This window comes from Streptococcus infantis (assembly GCF_019929665.1).
Taxonomy (GTDB): domain Bacteria; phylum Bacillota; class Bacilli; order Lactobacillales; family Streptococcaceae; genus Streptococcus; species Streptococcus infantis_H.
Genome location: NZ_JAHZPZ010000001.1, coordinates 150,832 through 169,433, shown reverse-complemented (window position 1 = coordinate 169,433; position 18,602 = coordinate 150,832). Strand labels below are relative to the sequence as shown.

Below are 18,602 nucleotides of genomic sequence, written 5' to 3'. Positions count from 1 at the left end.
CAACACACCTTAATATTTTCCCTAAACCTGAGATAGTATGGTAAATTTTGACACATTAGGTATACTCCTCTTCTAATTGTTTGATAATTTTTTGGCATTTTAAAGGAGAATAATCCGATACCAAGGTAAAACTCATAGCTAAAGACAGTGTTGCTATGATTAGTTCTGTTTGATCTTTTAGTTTAACCGCTGTTCCCAATGGTAATAGTGTCTCACTCATATTTCTTCTCCTTGTCTTCTGCAAATTGCACTTTCCCCTGCTCATACTTCCGCACGGCTAACAACCAGCGGATGGGGTTGTTTTGGAATAAGAAAAGGTACAACAAGGCAGGAAACAGGGCTGCCAAAAGCGAGAAAAAGATTTGTATATCAAATGGTTCCTGCTTATTGAATGAGTCAATAATGCCCGGGATAGCTGCAGCAAATATTACTATGGTAGTCATAAAAACTAATAACATGACAATGATAAAAATAAACATTTTCCCAAACGTCGCTTTTTTCTTGCTAAAATTTTCCCAAAACAGATTTGAATCAACAGCTTTCGCAAACTGTTGAGAACTTGCCCCCTGAACCTGCTTCACTTCTTTATACAAGGCCTCTTCCATCATCCATATAAAGCCAAAGCAAACAAAGAACTGGGCAGCGATATAAGGCGGAACCATCCAGCTACTGTATCTAAAATCGGAAAAAGCTGGTATAGCTACCATTCCCCCTATCAAACCTAAGAAAATAAAAAACAACATCAAAGGAATAATAGCCTTATTGCTCTTCCTAGCCCCTTCCGTATTTAATAAGGCACTCTTTTTGGCTACCAGAGCCTCTTTTGTTCTAGTGTTATAGTAGACGGCTTCATCACCGCTCTGTCCAATAAAAATTATTTTTCTCATTTTTAATCACCATAGTTTTTAAACATCTTTATAAAACAATATTTTTCTTTGTCGTTCGATCTTTTAAAAGAATTTTTAATAAGTCAGCAGACTCCATAGCCAACTGTTCTTCACTAATATCTATTGCCATAAAGCCACTTTTCTTATTATTGATTGGAATTTCTAAAAAAATGACTACTTTTCATTGATTAATCTATTATATTTTACCACAAAAACACACTGAGATACTCGTCCCAGAATGTTTATTTGGGAATGGATAGCAATCGCTTTTGGATGGTTGGTATTCTTATTGCTGGTATCTTTTGTCTTTTTGTTTATCAAAAACTTAAACAAAGAGTTCAAAAATAGAAAGTAGGTAATCCAACTTCTTGACTGGTAGGAATAGACTACTGTTTAATATCGTTAAGTAACCGTATCAGATTTAATTCGGTCTTTTTGATTGTCCGAGCATTGACGACATAAAAAACTCTAAGATTACCATAAGGTATAGTGTTTTTTAGAACTATAGAATGGTGAGACAGGTCGGTTGAAAAAGGAACTAAATAGTAGTATAATCACATCAAGTAAACGTAGAGAGTCGTATATGGGGATTACGCCTTGATTGAGGAGATTCCGGTTCGAATCCGGGCTTCTACGTTACTTTCAACCCCTTCATTGGGGGTTTTTGTTACCAAAAATCTGAACAAAGACAAGCAGAAATTAAAAGAGTTGAAGAAACATGAAAAATAAGATTATTGATGTTTATAAAATTGAAAATCGTCTTGTGTCTATCACTGTTGAAGACCCTGATTTCTCAAACTTGAGGATGAACCAATTTGTGGATATTGGAGGGAAAAAATACAAAGTTCATAGTATTCCATTCGTTAGAACAACGCCTCCTAAATCCATCTTAAAACAAGATACTTTTACAATTGATTACACCGAGGACGAGTTGATTGGTAAAAAAGTAATATTTAGCTAAACCTAGAAAAGGAGAAACACATTGAGACTATGGGAATATGTAGATAAAAAAGTGTATCTTGTTTTAGAAGATGGCACGTCCATCACTGGCACGGTGCTTGATTGGTATGATGGATTTGATTTAGATGGTGATGATGAAATCGTTATAGGAGACTATTCATATCCAGAGAGTAGTATTAAGGAAATTGAAGTTATTGGCACTTAGTTCAATCTAGGTGCTTTCACCTGCAAAAACATTATGGGAAAGGATTTTTATATGGCGATATTAGATGATTTACAAGCGTTATATCACAATGGTTGGGACGCCTCTTTTGTCTACAAAGGGCAAGATTGTGTTATTTTGCCAAATTCTGTCCACGATATTGTAGTGGTGATTGGAGATAAGGAATACCAGGTATCGTCATTCAATGATCTTATTTCTTTAAAAATTGGTGGTAATACTTTAATAAATATTATGGATGGAATTGAAGTGCAGTATTATTAAAATAAAAAACACCTATAAGGACAGCTTGACACTGAGCACTCTAAAATAATCTGAGTTCATGCATCTTATAAGCGAGTTAAAAGACGGTTCAAGTGAGCCGTCTTTTCATATATTCAACGTCTTCTCCTTTTCTTAACTCATATAAGAAAATATATACTACTATTTTGTAGGTCCTTTTTATACTCGAATAATATTTCATGCATGATCTTATACTTTACAATTCTTATTTTTCCTCCATCTACTTCACACGAGAATTGTATCGAAAAATTTTGATTTCCTTCATCCATTTCATCTATGAATTTTACTCCTCATATCGTTTTTTCACTCCCTACCACACTCTGCGAATATATGCTTCACAATTTTTTCTGAGCCTCCTCTTCCTACATTGTGCACCCCTTTAAAAATAAAATAGATACCTACAAATAAGAGCATCTATTTTTACGGGGATTCTATTGTCTTTGACGAACCTGAAATTTCGTTTCGATATTATTAGTTATATAACCTCTTTCTCTTAGCGCATTAGTTATTTCTGAATAAATATCATTGCCATTTGGATCTTTGACAGTAATAATTAAAACGAATTCTTGCGATGGTACATAGAGCTCGTTTCGTGGAGTTAAGTCAACTCTGAGTTTCCATCCATCCGCCAATTTTATTCCTCTGTTTAGTTTTCTATAATAGGATTTTATAGGACTCCATTTAAACCCGTGTTTTACTCGTGCTGATTCAAATTTTTCATCCCATTTCGATTCAAGCGGAACTTGTCCCTTATATTCAATCTTTCCACCATCTTTATATGAATATGTTCCAAAACTGACATCAATATTAGTTCTACAATATTCACGACCATATTTCTGGTCAAGAGGCGGTAAGTAGGCAAGGGTCATTCCTATTTCACCAATATATTTGTTGTTTTTGATAAGAGACTTTGGATATGGGAAATCATACATTTCCAGATGTGACCCCTGAGATATTTTTTGTTTAAAAACAAGCGTTACACAATCTTTACTGCATTGCAAAATATCTTGTGTATCAGCAGAAGGGATCCCAAATCCATAATATTTAATATTATCAGGATGTTCATCTAACAACTCACGAGAGTTCATTCTAGCAGAATGTATTAACATTGCTTTTGCAAGAATAAGATCAGGTTCGATCATTTCCTCATATATCGAGGCATATTTCTGCAACGATCGAGGAGTTGAATAACTTGTACCATTCCCCTCAACGATTTTTCCACTAGAATTCAATCCCTTTACTCCTAAACCATCAATTTTGTATGATGTAGAATAATTACCACCGTAATCGACAACATCAGGCTTAACAATATAATTGGCACCAGGTCCTCTTCGACTAAAAGGTGAAGGCTCATTAAATTTAACAATCGAATCTGCGGAATCAAATAATGCAACAGAACCTACTGTTATAGCACGAACAGAATCGGCTGGAGATATAAGGCGGTCATGTTCGCCAATACCTTTTTGGGGAGGCCAATTTCTAAGTGGCAGGCTATTTACATTTCCACTAGAAACAAAGACTTGTACATGGTATGTGTCTTGAATGTAATCTAAAAATACCCCTAAATCAGACATTGAACCATCACAAGGCTTATTTTCAATGCCTAGTGATAAATTCCATATTTTAGTAGTAGATGAATGTTTCTCCATCACTTCTTCGATAATTTCCATCAAATCATCTTCAGTAATGGAATCAGTTAATCCAAAATCTTTATCGCTATTTGGAATGGCAACAATATCTACAAATTTAAAACGATAAGCTGCAGGTGCAGAAATACTATTTAAAACATTTCCATACTGTATAGTCGATGCAATAAATGTGGCATGTTGTGGATTTTGATAAACTTTATCTACATATTCTTCACGTGCAACAATATAAGGCTTTAAAAATGGATTATCGTCACTTATTCCACCATCAATAATTCCGATGGTAACATCGCTATCCCTATACTCAGAATCCAATAAGGTTTGTATTTCCGTTACCGAAAAATCGTTCTGAGGAAGGGAATACTCTTGAAAAAAACCAACAGTTTTTACTCCATTAATAGAGGCCAGCTTAATAATATCATCATAAGAAGTAACTTCTATTTTCAAAAATTTAAGCTGATCACCATATGAAATAATTTCGTATTTATCTTCAAAATGAAGTGAACATAATTTGCGTATCACATAGTCCCAAATTTGTGCATTATCAAAATCATCATCAAAATCAAAGACTTTAAGTTTAATAACTTTTTTAATAGAGTTAAAATCTTCCTGTACAATAGAGTGGAGTGTTGGTGAGATTTTTTCTTCTGGCTTAATAGGTTGAATGTCGACTATTGCGGTCATGTTGGCTTGAAATTTTTGTGATGGTGGATTTTTTACCATCTCTATTGTTTCCTGAATGCTTTTTCTGTTGACCTTAATATATATTTCATTTAACTCTTCGCTACCAATAATTGGGCAATTTCTACACAGGTCAGATGGTTTGTGTGACTTTGCAATAGCCTCAGGTTTTACAGTTATTTTTCCTACAGCAGGGATTGACTCATTCTCGTTGAAAACATCTGAATAAAAAGATAGCAAATTTTCAAATTCGTCAGTTATTTCTCTTTTTAACTGCGGAGTTACTTCGCCAAAAAATTTTAATCGCCCATTCCCAATATTAGGAACGATATCTGTTGTTTTGGGAAGAACTAATTTTATAGGTAGATTATTTTCGCTCATAACTAAACCTCCTTCACAATTTTTTGAATAGTTGTTTTTGAACTACCTAAGATGTCAGCGATTGTCTGTAAACTAAAAATTTTAGAATCTTTGTCTCGTAAATATTTTGCCTTGATTTGTAATAACTCTCGTGAATCATTACAGTTTTGAGGAATGATATTTTTAGTAATAAATAGTTCTTCATAAATGCTAGATACACTAAAAGAAGAGTTATGGATAACAGAGTTTCTTATGGCTTTGGTTATTATATCTTCTATATCAGAACCACTTTGCCCATCAAGTAAAGTTGAAATTTCTAAAATTTCCTTTTGACTAAATTTATATATACCATTGGAAAATAAGGTAATTAATGCTGCAATAGCATCTCTATCCGGCAGTTCTATTTCTAACTTATAGTCAAATCTTCTCCATATTGCGGGATCAAGTAACTGTTGATGATTAGTAGCTGCTAAAATTAGGCTATCTTTGCTCATTGTATCTATATTCTGCAGAAGACTATTAACAATGCGTTTCAATTCTCCAAGTTCGTTGTTATCATCTCTAGCCTTTGCAATAGCATCAAATTCATCTAAAAATAATACGCAAGGCATTTTTTGTGCAAACTCAAACAAGCTACGAATATTTTTGGCAGTCGTACCAAGGTATGAAGAAATTAGGCTATCTAACCTAGCAACAACGAGTGGTAAATTTAATTTTTTAGCAATTAGGTAGGCACATTTAGTTTTTCCACATCCAGGTGGTCCATATAACAACAGCGAGTTAGATCCATTTATTCCAAGAGAGTTAAGTTTATCTGCATTTTGATAACTTAAAATAAATGAGTCTAATTTTTCTTCATTTCGTTTTGAGAGAATTACCTCAATATCATTTTGATATGGATAAATAATGTCAGCAAGGTCCATTCTTGATTCAGTATCTACAGGAATAGTAATAGAATTAGAACTATTCATAGGAGTTAAGGCAGATTCGGCTTGAGCAGATAATATACGTTGAAATTTAGCTGCAGAGCGGGAATCATTATCCTTTTCCAGCTTTGATACTAATTGTTTTGTATAATTTATAACTTTGGCTTGATCATGCTTTAATGCACCCTCTATGATCTTACCAATTTCAATAGAATATTTCATCATTACACCTCCTCTTTTATTATAACAGGACGAAATTTAAATGTAAAGAACGAATATCGATATTTCAGGAACGAAGTATAGTATTTCGCGTATTATTCTCCATATTTAGGAATATTTCAAATTTCATTTCTTTATATTTTGTGTAGTTAATATTTTCCCAATAGCTTTGATGGTGCATGATACATTATACAAATCAACAGACAAATATTCTTTCCTCTGTAATCATCACTATGCTTTAACTTACTTTCTTCAGGCTCTATTCCGCCATTACTTTGCAGCCTTTCCTTTTCAATCCTTGCCCTTTTTCTTTCCTTAGTTGTTGGTATAAATCCTTTTGAACTAACTAAATATGGTATCGAGCCCGAAGTTATCGCAGACTATCTGTTGGAGCTATTTAAAGTGTTATATCCTGAACATTTTGGGATTTACTCACTAGATATTTTGTCACATATTTTTTTAACTCTGGCGCGCATTCCAAACACTTCTTTAGTGATGTTACCAAGTCTGCTGACAAATCAGTCCTTTCGAAACAAACTATTAAGAGAGTTAAAAGACCCAATCGGGCTAGAAAGTTTCTGGAACTGGTTTGAGCTACTCAGTGAAGCTCAACGTCACCAGATGTTAAATCCTATTTTGAATAAATTCCGACAGTTTTTGCTTCGCCCACAACTTCGAGCAATGTTGGGACAAACTAACCCAAATTTCAGTCTTGCGGAAATCTTCAAAAGCCGAAAAATTGTATTGATTCCACTAAATAAAGCGGTAATTGGTTCAGAATCTGCCAAACTCATCGGTAGCCTAATCACTTCAATGCTCTGGATGTTAATTTTGCGCCAGACGTCAGTTGAGCCAAGCAAACGCCAGTCAGTCTTTATCTATATTGATGAGACACCAAGTTTCTTAGGAATCCCTAACGCTAATTTAGATGAAGCACTTTCGCAATCTCGCCAGTTTAATGTTGACTGGAATATTGGTTTTCAACACCTCGCCCAAATGTCACCTCAGCTAAAAGCTGGAATTGAATCCAATGTTGCGAATAAAATTGTTTTTGGCTTAAACCTAAATGAAGCCCGTTACATGACAAAATATACTCTGGAGATTGATAAAGAAGATTTTTACAGCTTACCACCATTTTGGGCATATATTAGAACAGAAATCTCTCCTAACACCTACCGTTGGATTATCGGTAAAACCTACCCACCTAAACCCAAAATTAGAGATAGTCGTATGCCATTTTGAATAGCTTGAGCCGATACGGACAAGATATTTCGGAAATTGAAAGCCAATTCGAAAACTACATTTTTGAAAAATCTTCTTCGAAAATGAAAATTCTAACCAAAAATTAACAGATTTAGGGCGCAAAAAGCGTTCCAATCGCTCTTCGAATCGTGTTGATGAAGAAAATTCTTCTTGATGTGGTAGCGAGAGAAAAACTGCCAAATCCAGTTCTTTTCGTTGATGATGATTTTAGTGGAACAAACTTCGACCGTCCAGCAATTTCAGAAGCACTTCGATTGGTTGAAAATCGACAAGTTTCAAACTTTATTGTGAAAGATTTAAGTCGTCTAGGGCGCTCTTATATCAAAGTCGGACAACTAACGGAAATTACTTTTCCGAGCTTTGACGTTCGCTTTATCGCCTTAAATGATGGTGTGGATTCTAACAAGCCCAATGAGAGCAACTCCATTTTCTTACCAATCAAGTGTTTAATGGACGAAATGTATGCGGTGGATACCAGCAATAAGATTCGAGCGGTTGTGCAATCTAAATCGAGAGCTGGTGAGCGAGTAACTACTAATCCACCGTATGGCTAACTCAAAGACTCCAGCAATCCCAAAAATTGGATTATTGACCCAGTTGCCAGTGAAGTTGTGAAGCGGATTTTTAAGGAAGCGAAAAGCGGAAAAAGTCTTTCAGAGATTGCGAAAGGATTAGAAAATGACAAAGTTTTCAAGCCAGACCGCCACCGAATCGAAATCGGATTAAAACCTATTTCCGCCAGTTCAAATGTTGAGAGCTTGCCTTATTTTTGGACGCGAGAAACTCTAAGCGCGATTTTAAGTCATGAAGAATATCTTGGACATACGGTAAATCTTCGGACACGGGAAAAATCTTATAAAGACAAACGTAAAGTAGATAACCCAAAAGAAGACTGGTTGATTTTCAAAAATACCAATGAAGCGATAATTGACCAAGAAACTTTCGATATTGTTCAAAAAATGCGAAGTCATAAGCGTTCAAATCAACGGTATAAAAATAGGGCTGGTCACGAAAACTTGTTTGCTGGATTAGTTTTTTGTGGAACTTGTGGAAGAAAACACTATTTCTGCCCACAAGAGAAAAACGGACTTAACCACGACCATTACAAGTATTCTGGCTACCGAAAGCCGATTGATGGTTGCGAAAATCCGCATTACATTCAAAAATCCGCTTTGATCGGGATTGTAAGCGACAAACTTCGTCAAACGATCCACGAGTGCCAATTAGACCAAAAAACCTTTTTGAAGAAGTTAGAGCAACAAAACCAAACTCAATTCAGTAAAGATAACAAACACCAACGGTTGCAACTCCAAAAAGATGAACACCGCTTTAAAGAAATAGACCGAATTATCCAGAAGCTTTATGAAGATAATCTACTTGGCAAAATTTCAGATGAACGCTTTGTGAAGTTAAGTCGGAGCTATGAAGAAGAACAGCACCAGCTCCAAGCTTCCATTTCTGACTTAACCGAAAAACTCGCTAAAGAACAAGAAGATAGTTTGAATATCTCCAAGTTTATGGCGAGAATTTCGAAATATACAAAGCTACCAGAATTAACCGTTGAGATAGTGAATGAGCTGATTTATAAGATTGTAATTCATAAACCAACTGGCACGAAACGCAATCGCACTATTCAGATTGACATTTATTATAATTTCATCGGAAAATTAAACAATAAAAAAAGCGAGCCAAACGACTTGGCTCGCTAACATTAACCTCAATAACTAAACTGCTAGGTGTCAGGTCAGCTAACAGGTGCAATTTACTTTTTTACTGAACTCATCAATTTAATTATCTTTTTTGTTACCCTTTGTGTTTTCTCTAATTATTCTTAAAGAATAAACTTTGTTAGAAATAGGGCAGGCTTAGGCCTGTTTTTATATACCTTTTAATGGGAAGATAACAAAATGTTATCTTTGCCTATTCATAGTCTCTTAATTTACCTGTTTTGTACTGTTCAACCAATTCCCAGAGATTATGAGTAGTTAAATCTTGTACAAAAATAAATTACTTTTTTAAATGTACTCATAAATTAGCCCTTCGTCACTTATCAATTTCCCCCAGTTCTCTCAACCGTTCCTGACTCATCTTCAACATCTCTTCCTCCACCTTACTCCATTTTCCGAAGAGGCATTCTTGTAGAACTTCTGCTGCTGAGATTTGATCTACTTCCGAATCATAAACACACGATTGATCTCTTTGATAAATTTGAATTTGATTAAAAATATTGTCATTTTCTAACTCTCGTAAGTTATCAACTAAATGTTCTACAATTCCATCATGGTGCTCTTTGGGAGTCGCTCTAGCTTGACTAGGATCTATGGCGTAGAGCTCTTCATAACGTATCAAAGTACTGAGATAGGATAATTCTGGCTTGGTCGCAATTAGTGCAAGTGAGACTTGATATCCTCTAGTTATCAATAATTGGGCCGTTTTTCTAGGAACTTGTGTTGTTCTCAAGGTGCCCTCGATTAACAAATGATAACCTTGTTTACTCAATTCATCTACGAGATATTCAACCATTTGGCCCGCAAATACTTTGGTATAATCCACACTATCTTTTCCATACTTTTCCTGTAGATCAAGGTAGTTCGGATGAAAAGAGCGATAACTATCTCCATCAATGATAATAATATTGCCTTGAAATTCCCTTTGTTTCACACGATGAATCGTTGTCTTACCAGCACCACTCTGTCCACCGAGCAAGATAGCCTTGGGCTGAGACGAAGTTGTTTTACCACGAGTTAAAGAACGGATAAGCCGTTTGGAGGCTTGTTCAAAATTATCTTGACTAAATTCTTCTAGTTTCATTAAGCCACCACTAGATGACTAGCTAGTTCTAGCATACGTTCAATGCCATCTAAATAGCCATTATATCGCTCCACATCCTCAAAAGTTGCAACAAGATAAATCTTCGTGTTAATCAAATCAGAAAGATCATCGCTCATTAGTACCCAAGGATTAGAAGTATCGTCAAATGCAATTCCTTGTTCATCTTGAAAACGATAAAGTTGCGCTAAGATATTCGCCCCTCGTTCTTTAATCACTTCAATTTTCAGAGTTAACTGATAATCTTCTACTGGTGTGAGCATTTTTTCCTCCCCTACAATATCGATATAGGAAACATTAAATTTTTTGCAGATACGATCGATTAATTCTGTCGAAACTCGACTTGTCCCATTTTCATAACGACTCAGACTATTTCTAGAGATACCAACAATCTTTGCAAACTCAGGCTGTGTTAATTTATGTATTTTACGTAACGTTTTTATATTTTCTCCAATCATGTAACTCCTCCTTTTATTTATTTCTATTATAACATAAAAAAGATAAATGCACCATTTTTGGTGCGTTGTTGTTGATAAATATAATACCACATATTTAGTTATTGAAGAAAAGATTCTATGAGTCTGTTCAAAAAGTTTTTGAGAATATAAAAAGTAAGAAAAGTATAATCGAAAACATATTGGAGATATGAATCTATGGTATACTAGTGATAATAAATAGTTATCGGTAGGAGAAATTATGAGATTAATAGTAATTTTAAATGTCAACCCAGATTCATCCATTCAAACAAAAATTATCGAAAATAGAGAATACACTCGCAATGAATTGAGAGATATTCTTCATAAAAGTTTTTCTAAATTTATCGATGAAATCATATTTTACGATAATTTTGAGAGATTCAAAAAAAGTGTTTTTAATCACCTAGACGACTTTGTGTTAAATTTTGATTTTGGATATAACAGTCGAATTAGAAACATGAGTGTCCCAGCATTTTGTGAAAATTATAAAATTAAATATTTCAACCCAGACCCATATGTACAAGTTTTATGTCAAGATAAATTTATGACAGAGAAATTTGCAGAGAATTTTGGTATAAAAGTCCCAAAAAGCTTGTTAGTATTTGATCATTCATACACTAAAGAAATTCTATCGAACTTTGAATATCCAATTATTATTAAACCGAACTATGAATCAGAATCAATAGGAATTACACAAAACTCTATTGTTGAAAATATGGAACAGGCAGATATGGCACTCAAGCAATTAATGAAGGACTTTGATGGTATTCTAGTAGAGGAATACATTGAAGGGAGAGAAGTGGCTATTACTATTTTAGAAAATGAAGGAGAGTTATTCTTTGAAGAAGTTGAACTTATTTTTCCAGAATCTAATGAATTCAAGTATCAGGCCTATACTTCAGAAATTAAACAAAAAATCGGTATAGAAATCGAAAAAAGTTGCTATTTAAGCGATAAAGATATTATCAACTTAAAGCAACTTTATAAGAACTTGTCTCCAAATAAATTGATACGAGTAGATGGTCGAATAAAAAATGCAGAATTTTATCTAATAGAGATCAATGCTAATCCTGGGTTGTATCCAAAATCTGTTGTACCTAAAACATTCAACATAAATGGCTATACGTACGATGAAATGATACAAACACTCTTTACTCATCATTTAAATTAAGGGGTAGTTTCCACGAAGTTTCATACATTAACTTCATTTCGTAATCATTCTTAATAATATCTTCCTCTATTTTATTTTTGTATTCTTCCATTTTTTCGAGGTTATACATTTTTTGATAATAATAATAGAGATTGTAGTAAATCTTATCCAAAAAACGCTTAAAAGATGTCTTTGAGATGAGTTCCTCCAATTCAACAACAATTGACTGACATTCAAGACTACCTACTCTATCCTTTAAGAGATAATAAACAACTAAATTATTGTAAATGGCAAATCGGTCATATTCATCATATGCGGTGATTTTTGCGCTATTAAGTAACTCCGGTATTGCTTCATCAATATCTCCACTATAAAATTTTATTGTAGCCTCGTTATGAAGAATCATATGATTATATACAAGTGATTCACCGAAATAGTCTCGAGCGGTTATTAAAGATTGTTCGGCACGAGAAACATCTCTTTCTACAGCATATAAGTAAGCTAGATAAATAGCATGAAGTCCTGAAAATTCAGAATCTTGTTCCTTAAAAATTCTCTCCGTAATTGACTGAACAATTTTTATACGGTCAGAAAATTGGCTATAAAAAATATTAGATAATCTGATTAAGTAGGGATATAGTGGATGAGTGTGTTGCGTACTTAATTCCTCGAAAATACGTTTTGCTTCTTCTCGTCTTTCAAGTTGTACTAAGTTCATTATTAAAATTAAAGAAAGCTGGAAGTATTGTGATGAGTTTTTATCTAGCTTAACTATATTCTTTTCAATATAGTTAATAGAAGCATCAAATTTTTCACATCGATTTAGTAATAATGCTTTGCCAAAAACAACCTTATCAATATTGTGAGAGATAAAATTAATGAAAGATAGGGATTGTTGATACAAATTAGCATCATAGGCAATTTTTACAAGTGTCAGTATAAAATCTTCATCAATTGTTTTTACATCGTGCTGTATCAGATTGAATTTTTCAAAATAGGCTACACGCCCTTCTTGTGAATCAATTCTTATCAATCTCTCTCGAATTTTAGGGAAAATAGATTTGAGTTGTAAAAATTGGCGGTGAAGTAAATAATGGTCAACTAAAATATCAAGATATTCAGCATTATTGGTTTCATATAATTTTTGGTTAATATATTTAACCAAAAGAGAGCTTAGAGCTAGTCTTAACTTAGGGGAAAATGTTGTAGGGCTAACAACCATATCTATAAAATTAGGGATTGATAAGGAAGAGTGATTTCGTTCTAGTAAATCTTTATTTACTAGAAAATCAATATTTTCCGAATCAAACTCCCCGTATAGTTGGGATAAAATTTCCATCAAATCAACTTGAGTTAACCTATTCTTTGTTAAGGAAAGTAAGATCAAAAGGGCTATTTGTTTGTCTGATAATTCTTCAACAATTTGTTTAATCGTCTGTAATTTTACTGTCCGATCCAACCGTACTCTATCATCAAAATCCTTTAAAATTGTGGAGATTTCTGCTAAATCTCCTTTTTCAACACTATCATGTAAAATTGTAAAATCAATTTGCTCATAATGCAATTCTAACTATTCAGTTAATTGTTGGATGTAATGAAGAATATGTTCATTAGAAAGTCGATTTAAGTGATAGGTTTTAAGAAAAAATTTACTACTATTTTTCAAATACTGCTCCACTCTGTTATCGTCACACTCAAAAATAAACAGGCATTGTTGAGAAGTAACTATTAATTTATTAAATAAATCCAAAGAAGAACGATCAATCTGAGAGGCTTGTGAATACAAAATAGATAATTTTCTCTGTTTTAGAACATAATTTGCATATTCAAAGAGATTTTCCACTTGAGCTTTTAGCACAAATGTCTCATATTGAGTAGGTTCTTCTATCAATGAAGCTAAGTCAATCTCTGACACTTCTAGTCCAATATTATTATCTTTAAAAAATGTTCCAATAAATGCTTTACCAAATATTGCTGAAGTTTTCAGCAATATTTTAATAGCTTTATCACTAGTCATTTTTTTGGTGTAAAATTCTTTAAAATCATCATAACCATACTCGCTACTGATTTTATCCAATTCTATAACAAATCTTTTAAATGTTGAAAAATCATTGCTATCATCTAATGGAAAAACTTCTATAAAAGATAAGTTTAGTTTCTTAGATATTTCTTTAATAAATTCGGATTTCCCTACGCCTGAATCAGCTTTAATGATATAAACTTGATTCAATCCACGATTCAAATTATTAGTGTAATCTTTTTGTAAATTACGGAGCTCTTCTTTACGATTGATAAACTTCATGATATTCTCCTACCGATAACTATTTATTATCACTATACAAAGCATCCAAATAAGTTTATAATAGCATGATTATTGATAAAGGAGTTATTCATGGATTATACACTTATTTCTACTTTCTTAGACCACTGCGAAACTCATAGACGCTTAAGTTCACATACGATTAGAGCTTACAAAAATGATATTTTGCAATTTTACAATTCAAATTACACCCGTGTGGAAACCTATGTTGAACATTTGATAAAATCCAATCTTAAATCTAATACATTACGTCGCAAAATCGCTAGTTTGAAGGTGTTTTACAACTACTTGAAATATCAGAATTTAGTTGATGAGAATCCTTTTAATCAATTACGTTTTCAATTTAGAACGGAAAAAATATTACCTAAAACAATTCCTTATGACATTTTGAAAAGTATTTTTTCACATTTAGAAGAGAAAGTTACCTATTCAAAATCTAAATATCAAAAACAAAAAGCTGAAAGAAATTTGCTAATCATTTCCTTATTACTTTCAACTGGTATTAGGGTTTCCGAACTTTGTCATATTCATCTCAAAAATATTAATCTTTCAAATAGGACTCTCCATATTATGGGAAAAGGTAAGAAAGAACGTATCCTATTTTTAGGAGATCAAATAACATTTAGCTTATTAGAAACATATATAAATAACTACTGCTTTCAAACCAGTGACTACCTATTCCCTGGAAAATATTCTCTCAAACCATTATCAGAGCAAAGTGTACGTTTAATTCTAAATAATCTTGTTGAACAACATAACTTAACTACACCTATTACCCCCCATATGTTTAGACATAGTTTCGCAACAATGCTTCTAGATAACGACGTAGATATTCGATACATTCAACAAATTCTTGGACATAGTTCTATCTCAGTCACACAAATCTATACTCATGTATCTCAGTCAAAGCAAAAAGAAATTCTAACTCTGTGTAATCCCATCGCTTCGATTCATTCACAGTCAAAAAAATAGGGCTACCTTCATGGAGGTAGCCCTATCCTGAATAATTAAGTCCAGTATCGTCAAGATCCTTGCCGTTATAGGCGAATGGGTCCCCTGTCGTATCTGTGCTTGTCTTTCTTGCCCCATAGAGGTTATAGCTGCTTGATGCGACGGCTTGTCCATCCTTGGTCAAGCCTGTCACAGAGCCTGACTGGTTGGTCAAGTAGTTGTAGCTGTCACCAGTTTGGTTGTTGAGGTAGCTGGTTTTTCTAAGTTCTTCTCAGAAGTGATGTTGGTATCAATATATTCAGCTAGAAGTAAACTTTATAATAAGCCATAAGTAAAATCTCCTGAAGAAATTCTTCAAGAGATTTTTTAATGTTAGCCAACACATTGTCTACTAATCCACATAAATACACATGCCTTCTAATAATCCCTTAGCTTCCTTAAATCCCTCTAATCCATATTTAGATAAGATTTCTACATCATCAGTCAATCTAATATCTTGTTGCGGATTAGACACTTTTTCTTTGAATAATTTTAGAACTAAATTCAACTCCGCTGTATTCATACCATAGTAATTTTTCCAATGCTCTAAACCAATTTCAAAAGAAGAGAGTTGAGGAATCAAAATCTCCCCACCGTTAGAGAATATATCCTTCCAACTATCATTAGATTCTAATTCATTCCCATTATTCCAGAAACAAGCTGTAATAACGGGGAGAATCTCTCCATTCCTTTCATCCAATAGATATTGCAAGGCCTCTTCCTCCGCCAATCGAAAATTCTGAACTGGACAATTTTCAAAATAGTATGTATAAGGAATAAAATGGCTTAAACGTTCACTATTATCAGACCGAATAGCACATACACAAACATCATTTTCAAACGTAACAGTTCCTCGACTGCCAAAACCATCCTGAACGGAATAACTAGTCCCGTCCCAAGAGTGCTCAAAAGAAAGTTCTGGAAATTTTGCGGACATAACTGCGCAAGAAATACTTGCTAAATAACATCCTTCATATAAAGTCTTTACATTTAAAGCATAAGACATCTCAATCACCTCCTGAATAATAATCAGATTTCATTCGATTCTCATATCTAGAAAGAACCTGTGCATTAGCATAACTATTAGAACCGCCTTTTGTTCTAGGAATAATATGATCTATTTGCCACTCGTTGGGATTAGGTGTAACACCTTTTTGACTTTTTTGAGGTCTATATAAAATTTCTCCAGATAAGTCTGAGCGAACTACTCCACCATTTCTTACCATATTCTCTTTTATAATAGCTTCCTTTTGAGTCGCAGTAAATTTCTTACCAACGTCAACATAATTAGAATCTTGCAAATATGAGTAGGGGCTAGTAGCCGGTATCGTATCCCCTGAAGGCTTTACATAAAAATCCGGTTTAGCTGTAGTTTTAGGCGCTGGTAAGGCAAGTGGTTTACTAGCTGGCCCAGGCAATGCTAGTTGCTGAACAGGGGTTACATCCTTACGTGGTCTCGTGACTGGTACATCCCCTGATTTCGGCTTCGTCGTCACAATATCAGCCTTAGGGGCCTTCTTAGGAGATACACTACCTGCTCCGTTGGTAAAGGTGTTAAAGGCAAAGTTCATGGCGACTGTTTGACCAGTAATCTTATTTCCTGTGGCCAAATCAATACCTGTGTCAATCGCAGTCTCAACCGCTGATTCCACTCCAATCTTGGCAACTTGTCGAACTGCTTGATTGCCAATATTTTGAGTCACATTGGTTGCCAGACTAGCTCAATTGACCGCCAATAAGACCTGAGATAGCACCTGTTCCTGCTCCTTTAGCGATCGAACCAACCAATTCCCAACCACGTTGGCCAGAACTATAGGCATCATATCCTGAGATGATTGCTCCAGAGGCTGCACCACCGATAGCCATCGCTACGGGGGCTCCAAGACCTCCAGTCGCTACGGTAAGAGCAATACCGACACCGATAGCTGCTGCAGTTACGGCAACCTTCTTCCAGTCGACATTTTTCACGAAATCAACGACTTGACTCTTGACTCGTTCAGCTGTTGTACAGACATGTTTTAAGGTGTTCTGCAAGGCTGTACCCCAGTTTCGAAGGAGATTCATACCTTCTCGTATGGTAGGGGAAGAACTCCGACCTGTTGCCAGCGCATAGGCAGATTGAACCACTTGTTGGCGCCTAGCCTCTATCTGTGCTGCCGCTTGCTGGTATTTCGTTTGTACATAGTCACTGGCACTATTGTAGGCTGTTTGAACCTTATTCCACTGTCGACTACCCCAATTAACCGCACGGTTGTATTGGGTGCTGACCCAGTTAGTCGCGTGGTTAAAGGCACTCTTGGTCACATTCCAAGCTTTGGAGGCGAAACTCTTCACACCATTCCAGGTGTTTGAGGCCACTCTTTTTACCGTATTCCAGGTATTAGAGGCGACTCGTTTAACACCATTCCAAGCATTAGAGGCCGTCTTTTTAACATAGTTCCAACCTTTTTTGATACTGTTCCAGAAGTGTCCACTCGGGTCGGTGTAGTTGACGGGGTTGTTCTGCACATAGCTGTAACGGTTCTGGCTGAGAGGGTCTGTGTCCTCACCTGGGTAGCTATCCTCGGTTAAGAAAGTACCTCCCTGACTATCATAATACCTTGCTCGTAAATAGTCAAGTCCAGTATCGTCACGAGCTTCGCCGTTATAGGCAAATGGATTGCCTGTTGTGTCTGTGCTTGTCTTTCTTGCGCCATAGAGGTTATAGCTGCTTGATGCGACGGCTTGTCCATCCTTGGTCAATCCTGTCACAGAGCCTGACTGGTTGGTCAAGTAGTTGTAGCTGTCTCCTGTTTGGTTGTTGAGGTAGCTAGCTCGACCTCGACCATAGCTAGAGATGAGCTTATTCTGCTTATCTACATGGCGGAGTTCGGTGAGACAAAAAATTTAATCTTTTGATGATTTCATAGCAAAACACCCCAAAGAATTAGACTTTCTATCTAAATTTTGGGGTGTACCACATTCAGCAATATACTTTTATTTGTTTAGATCTCGATGAAATGGCATTATTCAATGATATAAACATTAAATTTTTTTCTCTTACCATCAACTATGTATCTCTCAACGCCTCCATCCCACCACAAAACAGTGTCAGATAAAATCTCTAAAAAAATATTTTTAGAAATTTCATCATTGATAAAAAGATACTTTGCATTATTTATAAAAATATTAATGCTATCTGGGATTATATAGTCAGGACGCTCAAGACGATCAGCTAGTTCATCCCAATTACCATCTTGGAGATCGTCAATATTAAAACCTTCTGCTAATATCTGTACAGCATCTTTTTCACTCTGTACTGTTTTTCCATCAATATTTAGATTAAAATAACCAGAGAATTTGAACATTAAGTATATTTTCTCTAATTTTGTTATTCGTTTATATACATTCACC

The 18,602-nt window shown here is 34.7% G+C and carries 21 protein-coding genes; 8 read left to right on the top strand and 13 right to left on the bottom strand.

The features are described 5' to 3' along the window. Positions 1-55: 55 nt before the first annotated feature. The gene (locus K1I61_RS00800; protein WP_223332715.1) at positions 56-220 is read right to left on the bottom strand and encodes a hypothetical protein; all 165 of its coding nucleotides are present in this window, start codon (positions 218-220) and stop codon (positions 56-58) included. Further along, the gene (locus K1I61_RS00795) at positions 213-887 is read right to left on the bottom strand and encodes a hypothetical protein (RefSeq protein WP_223332714.1); all 675 of its coding nucleotides are present in this window, start codon (positions 885-887) and stop codon (positions 213-215) included. The genes K1I61_RS00800 and K1I61_RS00795 overlap by 8 nt, the downstream gene beginning before the upstream one ends. A gap of 718 nt (positions 888-1,605) precedes the next feature. On the opposite strand from K1I61_RS00795, the gene K1I61_RS00790 reads away from it, so the two are divergent. The 3 genes from K1I61_RS00790 to K1I61_RS00780 are packed head-to-tail and all read left to right on the top strand — an operon-like array spanning position 1,606 to position 2,331. Further along, positions 1,606-1,848: a hypothetical protein gene (locus tag K1I61_RS00790; RefSeq protein ID WP_223332712.1), complete on the top strand. Its 243-nt coding sequence runs from the start codon at positions 1,606-1,608 to the stop codon at positions 1,846-1,848. Between the two features lie 21 nt (positions 1,849-1,869). Continuing rightward, entirely contained in the window at positions 1,870-2,052 is a 183-nt protein-coding gene (locus K1I61_RS00785) for a 4-hydroxy-3-methylbut-2-enyl diphosphate reductase (protein WP_223332710.1), read from the top strand. Positions 2,053-2,103: 51 nt separating this feature from the next. Further along, complete coding sequence (locus tag K1I61_RS00780) at positions 2,104-2,331, top strand: 16S rRNA processing protein RimM (RefSeq protein WP_223332708.1); 228 nt, start codon at positions 2,104-2,106, stop codon at positions 2,329-2,331. A gap of 449 nt (positions 2,332-2,780) precedes the next feature. Here the strand turns inward: K1I61_RS00780 and K1I61_RS00775 are convergent, their stop codons facing one another. Both K1I61_RS00775 and iteA read right to left on the bottom strand, forming a co-directional pair. Beyond that, the gene (locus tag K1I61_RS00775; RefSeq protein ID WP_223332707.1) at positions 2,781-5,057 is read right to left on the bottom strand and encodes a S8 family peptidase; all 2,277 of its coding nucleotides are present in this window, start codon (positions 5,055-5,057) and stop codon (positions 2,781-2,783) included. A gap of 2 nt (positions 5,058-5,059) precedes the next feature. Further along, complete coding sequence (gene iteA, locus K1I61_RS00770) at positions 5,060-6,184, bottom strand: anti-phage ATPase IteA (RefSeq protein WP_223332706.1); 1,125 nt, start codon at positions 6,182-6,184, stop codon at positions 5,060-5,062. A 492-nt stretch (positions 6,185-6,676) separates the two neighbouring features. Between iteA and K1I61_RS00765 the strand changes: the two genes are divergently transcribed. From K1I61_RS00765 to K1I61_RS00755, 3 genes are all read left to right on the top strand, one after another. Then, positions 6,677-7,423 (top strand): type IV secretory system conjugative DNA transfer family protein, encoded by a 747-nt coding sequence (locus K1I61_RS00765; RefSeq protein ID WP_223332705.1) that lies wholly within the window; start codon positions 6,677-6,679, stop codon positions 7,421-7,423. 155 nt (positions 7,424-7,578) lie between these two features. After that, the gene (locus tag K1I61_RS00760) at positions 7,579-7,998 is read left to right on the top strand and encodes a recombinase family protein (protein ID WP_223332704.1); all 420 of its coding nucleotides are present in this window, start codon (positions 7,579-7,581) and stop codon (positions 7,996-7,998) included. Between the two features lie 30 nt (positions 7,999-8,028). Continuing rightward, positions 8,029-9,153 carry a DUF4368 domain-containing protein gene (locus tag K1I61_RS00755; protein WP_317629460.1) on the top strand — a complete coding sequence of 375 codons (1,125 nt, stop codon included), beginning with the start codon at positions 8,029-8,031 and terminating at the stop codon, positions 9,151-9,153. A gap of 334 nt (positions 9,154-9,487) precedes the next feature. Here K1I61_RS00755 and pezT read toward each other — a convergent pair whose 3' ends face one another. Both pezT and pezA read right to left on the bottom strand, forming a co-directional pair. Then, positions 9,488-10,255: a type II toxin-antitoxin system toxin PezT gene (gene pezT / locus K1I61_RS00750; RefSeq protein ID WP_223332700.1), complete on the bottom strand. Its 768-nt coding sequence runs from the start codon at positions 10,253-10,255 to the stop codon at positions 9,488-9,490. Next, positions 10,255-10,731, bottom strand: a complete 477-nt coding sequence (gene pezA / locus K1I61_RS00745; protein WP_223332699.1) for a type II toxin-antitoxin system antitoxin PezA — start codon at positions 10,729-10,731, stop codon at positions 10,255-10,257. The genes pezT and pezA overlap by 1 nt, the downstream gene beginning before the upstream one ends. 238 nt (positions 10,732-10,969) lie before the next feature. Between pezA and K1I61_RS00740 the strand changes: the two genes are divergently transcribed. Further along, complete coding sequence (locus tag K1I61_RS00740) at positions 10,970-11,920, top strand: ATP-grasp domain-containing protein (RefSeq protein WP_223332697.1); 951 nt, start codon at positions 10,970-10,972, stop codon at positions 11,918-11,920. Here K1I61_RS00740 and K1I61_RS00735 read toward each other — a convergent pair. Together K1I61_RS00735 and K1I61_RS00730 are read right to left on the bottom strand one after the other, a co-directional pair. Further along, positions 11,901-13,463, bottom strand: a complete 1,563-nt coding sequence (locus tag K1I61_RS00735; protein ID WP_223335797.1) for a hypothetical protein — start codon at positions 13,461-13,463, stop codon at positions 11,901-11,903. The genes K1I61_RS00740 and K1I61_RS00735 overlap by 20 nt on opposite strands. Before the next feature lie 6 nt (positions 13,464-13,469). Next, positions 13,470-14,201: a hypothetical protein gene (locus K1I61_RS00730; protein WP_223335796.1), complete on the bottom strand. Its 732-nt coding sequence runs from the start codon at positions 14,199-14,201 to the stop codon at positions 13,470-13,472. A 90-nt stretch (positions 14,202-14,291) separates the two neighbouring features. On the opposite strand from K1I61_RS00730, the gene K1I61_RS00725 reads away from it, so the two are divergent. Continuing rightward, the gene (locus tag K1I61_RS00725; RefSeq protein ID WP_004251176.1) at positions 14,292-15,191 is read left to right on the top strand and encodes a tyrosine-type recombinase/integrase; all 900 of its coding nucleotides are present in this window, start codon (positions 14,292-14,294) and stop codon (positions 15,189-15,191) included. A gap of 22 nt (positions 15,192-15,213) precedes the next feature. Here the strand turns inward: K1I61_RS00725 and K1I61_RS00720 are convergent, their stop codons facing one another. The 5 genes from K1I61_RS00720 to K1I61_RS00700 all read right to left on the bottom strand — a co-directional run bounded on the left by K1I61_RS00720 (position 15,214) and on the right by K1I61_RS00700 (position 18,601). Beyond that, entirely contained in the window at positions 15,214-15,384 is a 171-nt protein-coding gene (locus K1I61_RS00720) for a hypothetical protein (RefSeq protein WP_223332696.1), read from the bottom strand. A gap of 177 nt (positions 15,385-15,561) precedes the next feature. Continuing rightward, positions 15,562-16,215, bottom strand: coding sequence for a hypothetical protein (locus K1I61_RS00715; protein ID WP_223332691.1), 654 nt, complete (start codon positions 16,213-16,215; stop codon positions 15,562-15,564). A gap of 1 nt (position 16,216) precedes the next feature. Next, positions 16,217-16,912, bottom strand: coding sequence for an HNH endonuclease domain-containing protein (locus K1I61_RS09010; protein ID WP_223332688.1), 696 nt, complete (start codon positions 16,910-16,912; stop codon positions 16,217-16,219). A 13-nt stretch (positions 16,913-16,925) separates the two neighbouring features. Then, on the bottom strand, positions 16,926-17,981 hold the full coding sequence (locus K1I61_RS00705; RefSeq protein WP_223332687.1) for an RHS repeat-associated core domain-containing protein: 1,056 nt from the start codon (positions 17,979-17,981) through the stop codon (positions 16,926-16,928). A gap of 233 nt (positions 17,982-18,214) precedes the next feature. Then, positions 18,215-18,601, bottom strand: a complete 387-nt coding sequence (locus K1I61_RS00700) for a barstar family protein (protein ID WP_223332686.1) — start codon at positions 18,599-18,601, stop codon at positions 18,215-18,217. Between the last annotated feature and the right edge of the window lies 1 nt (position 18,602).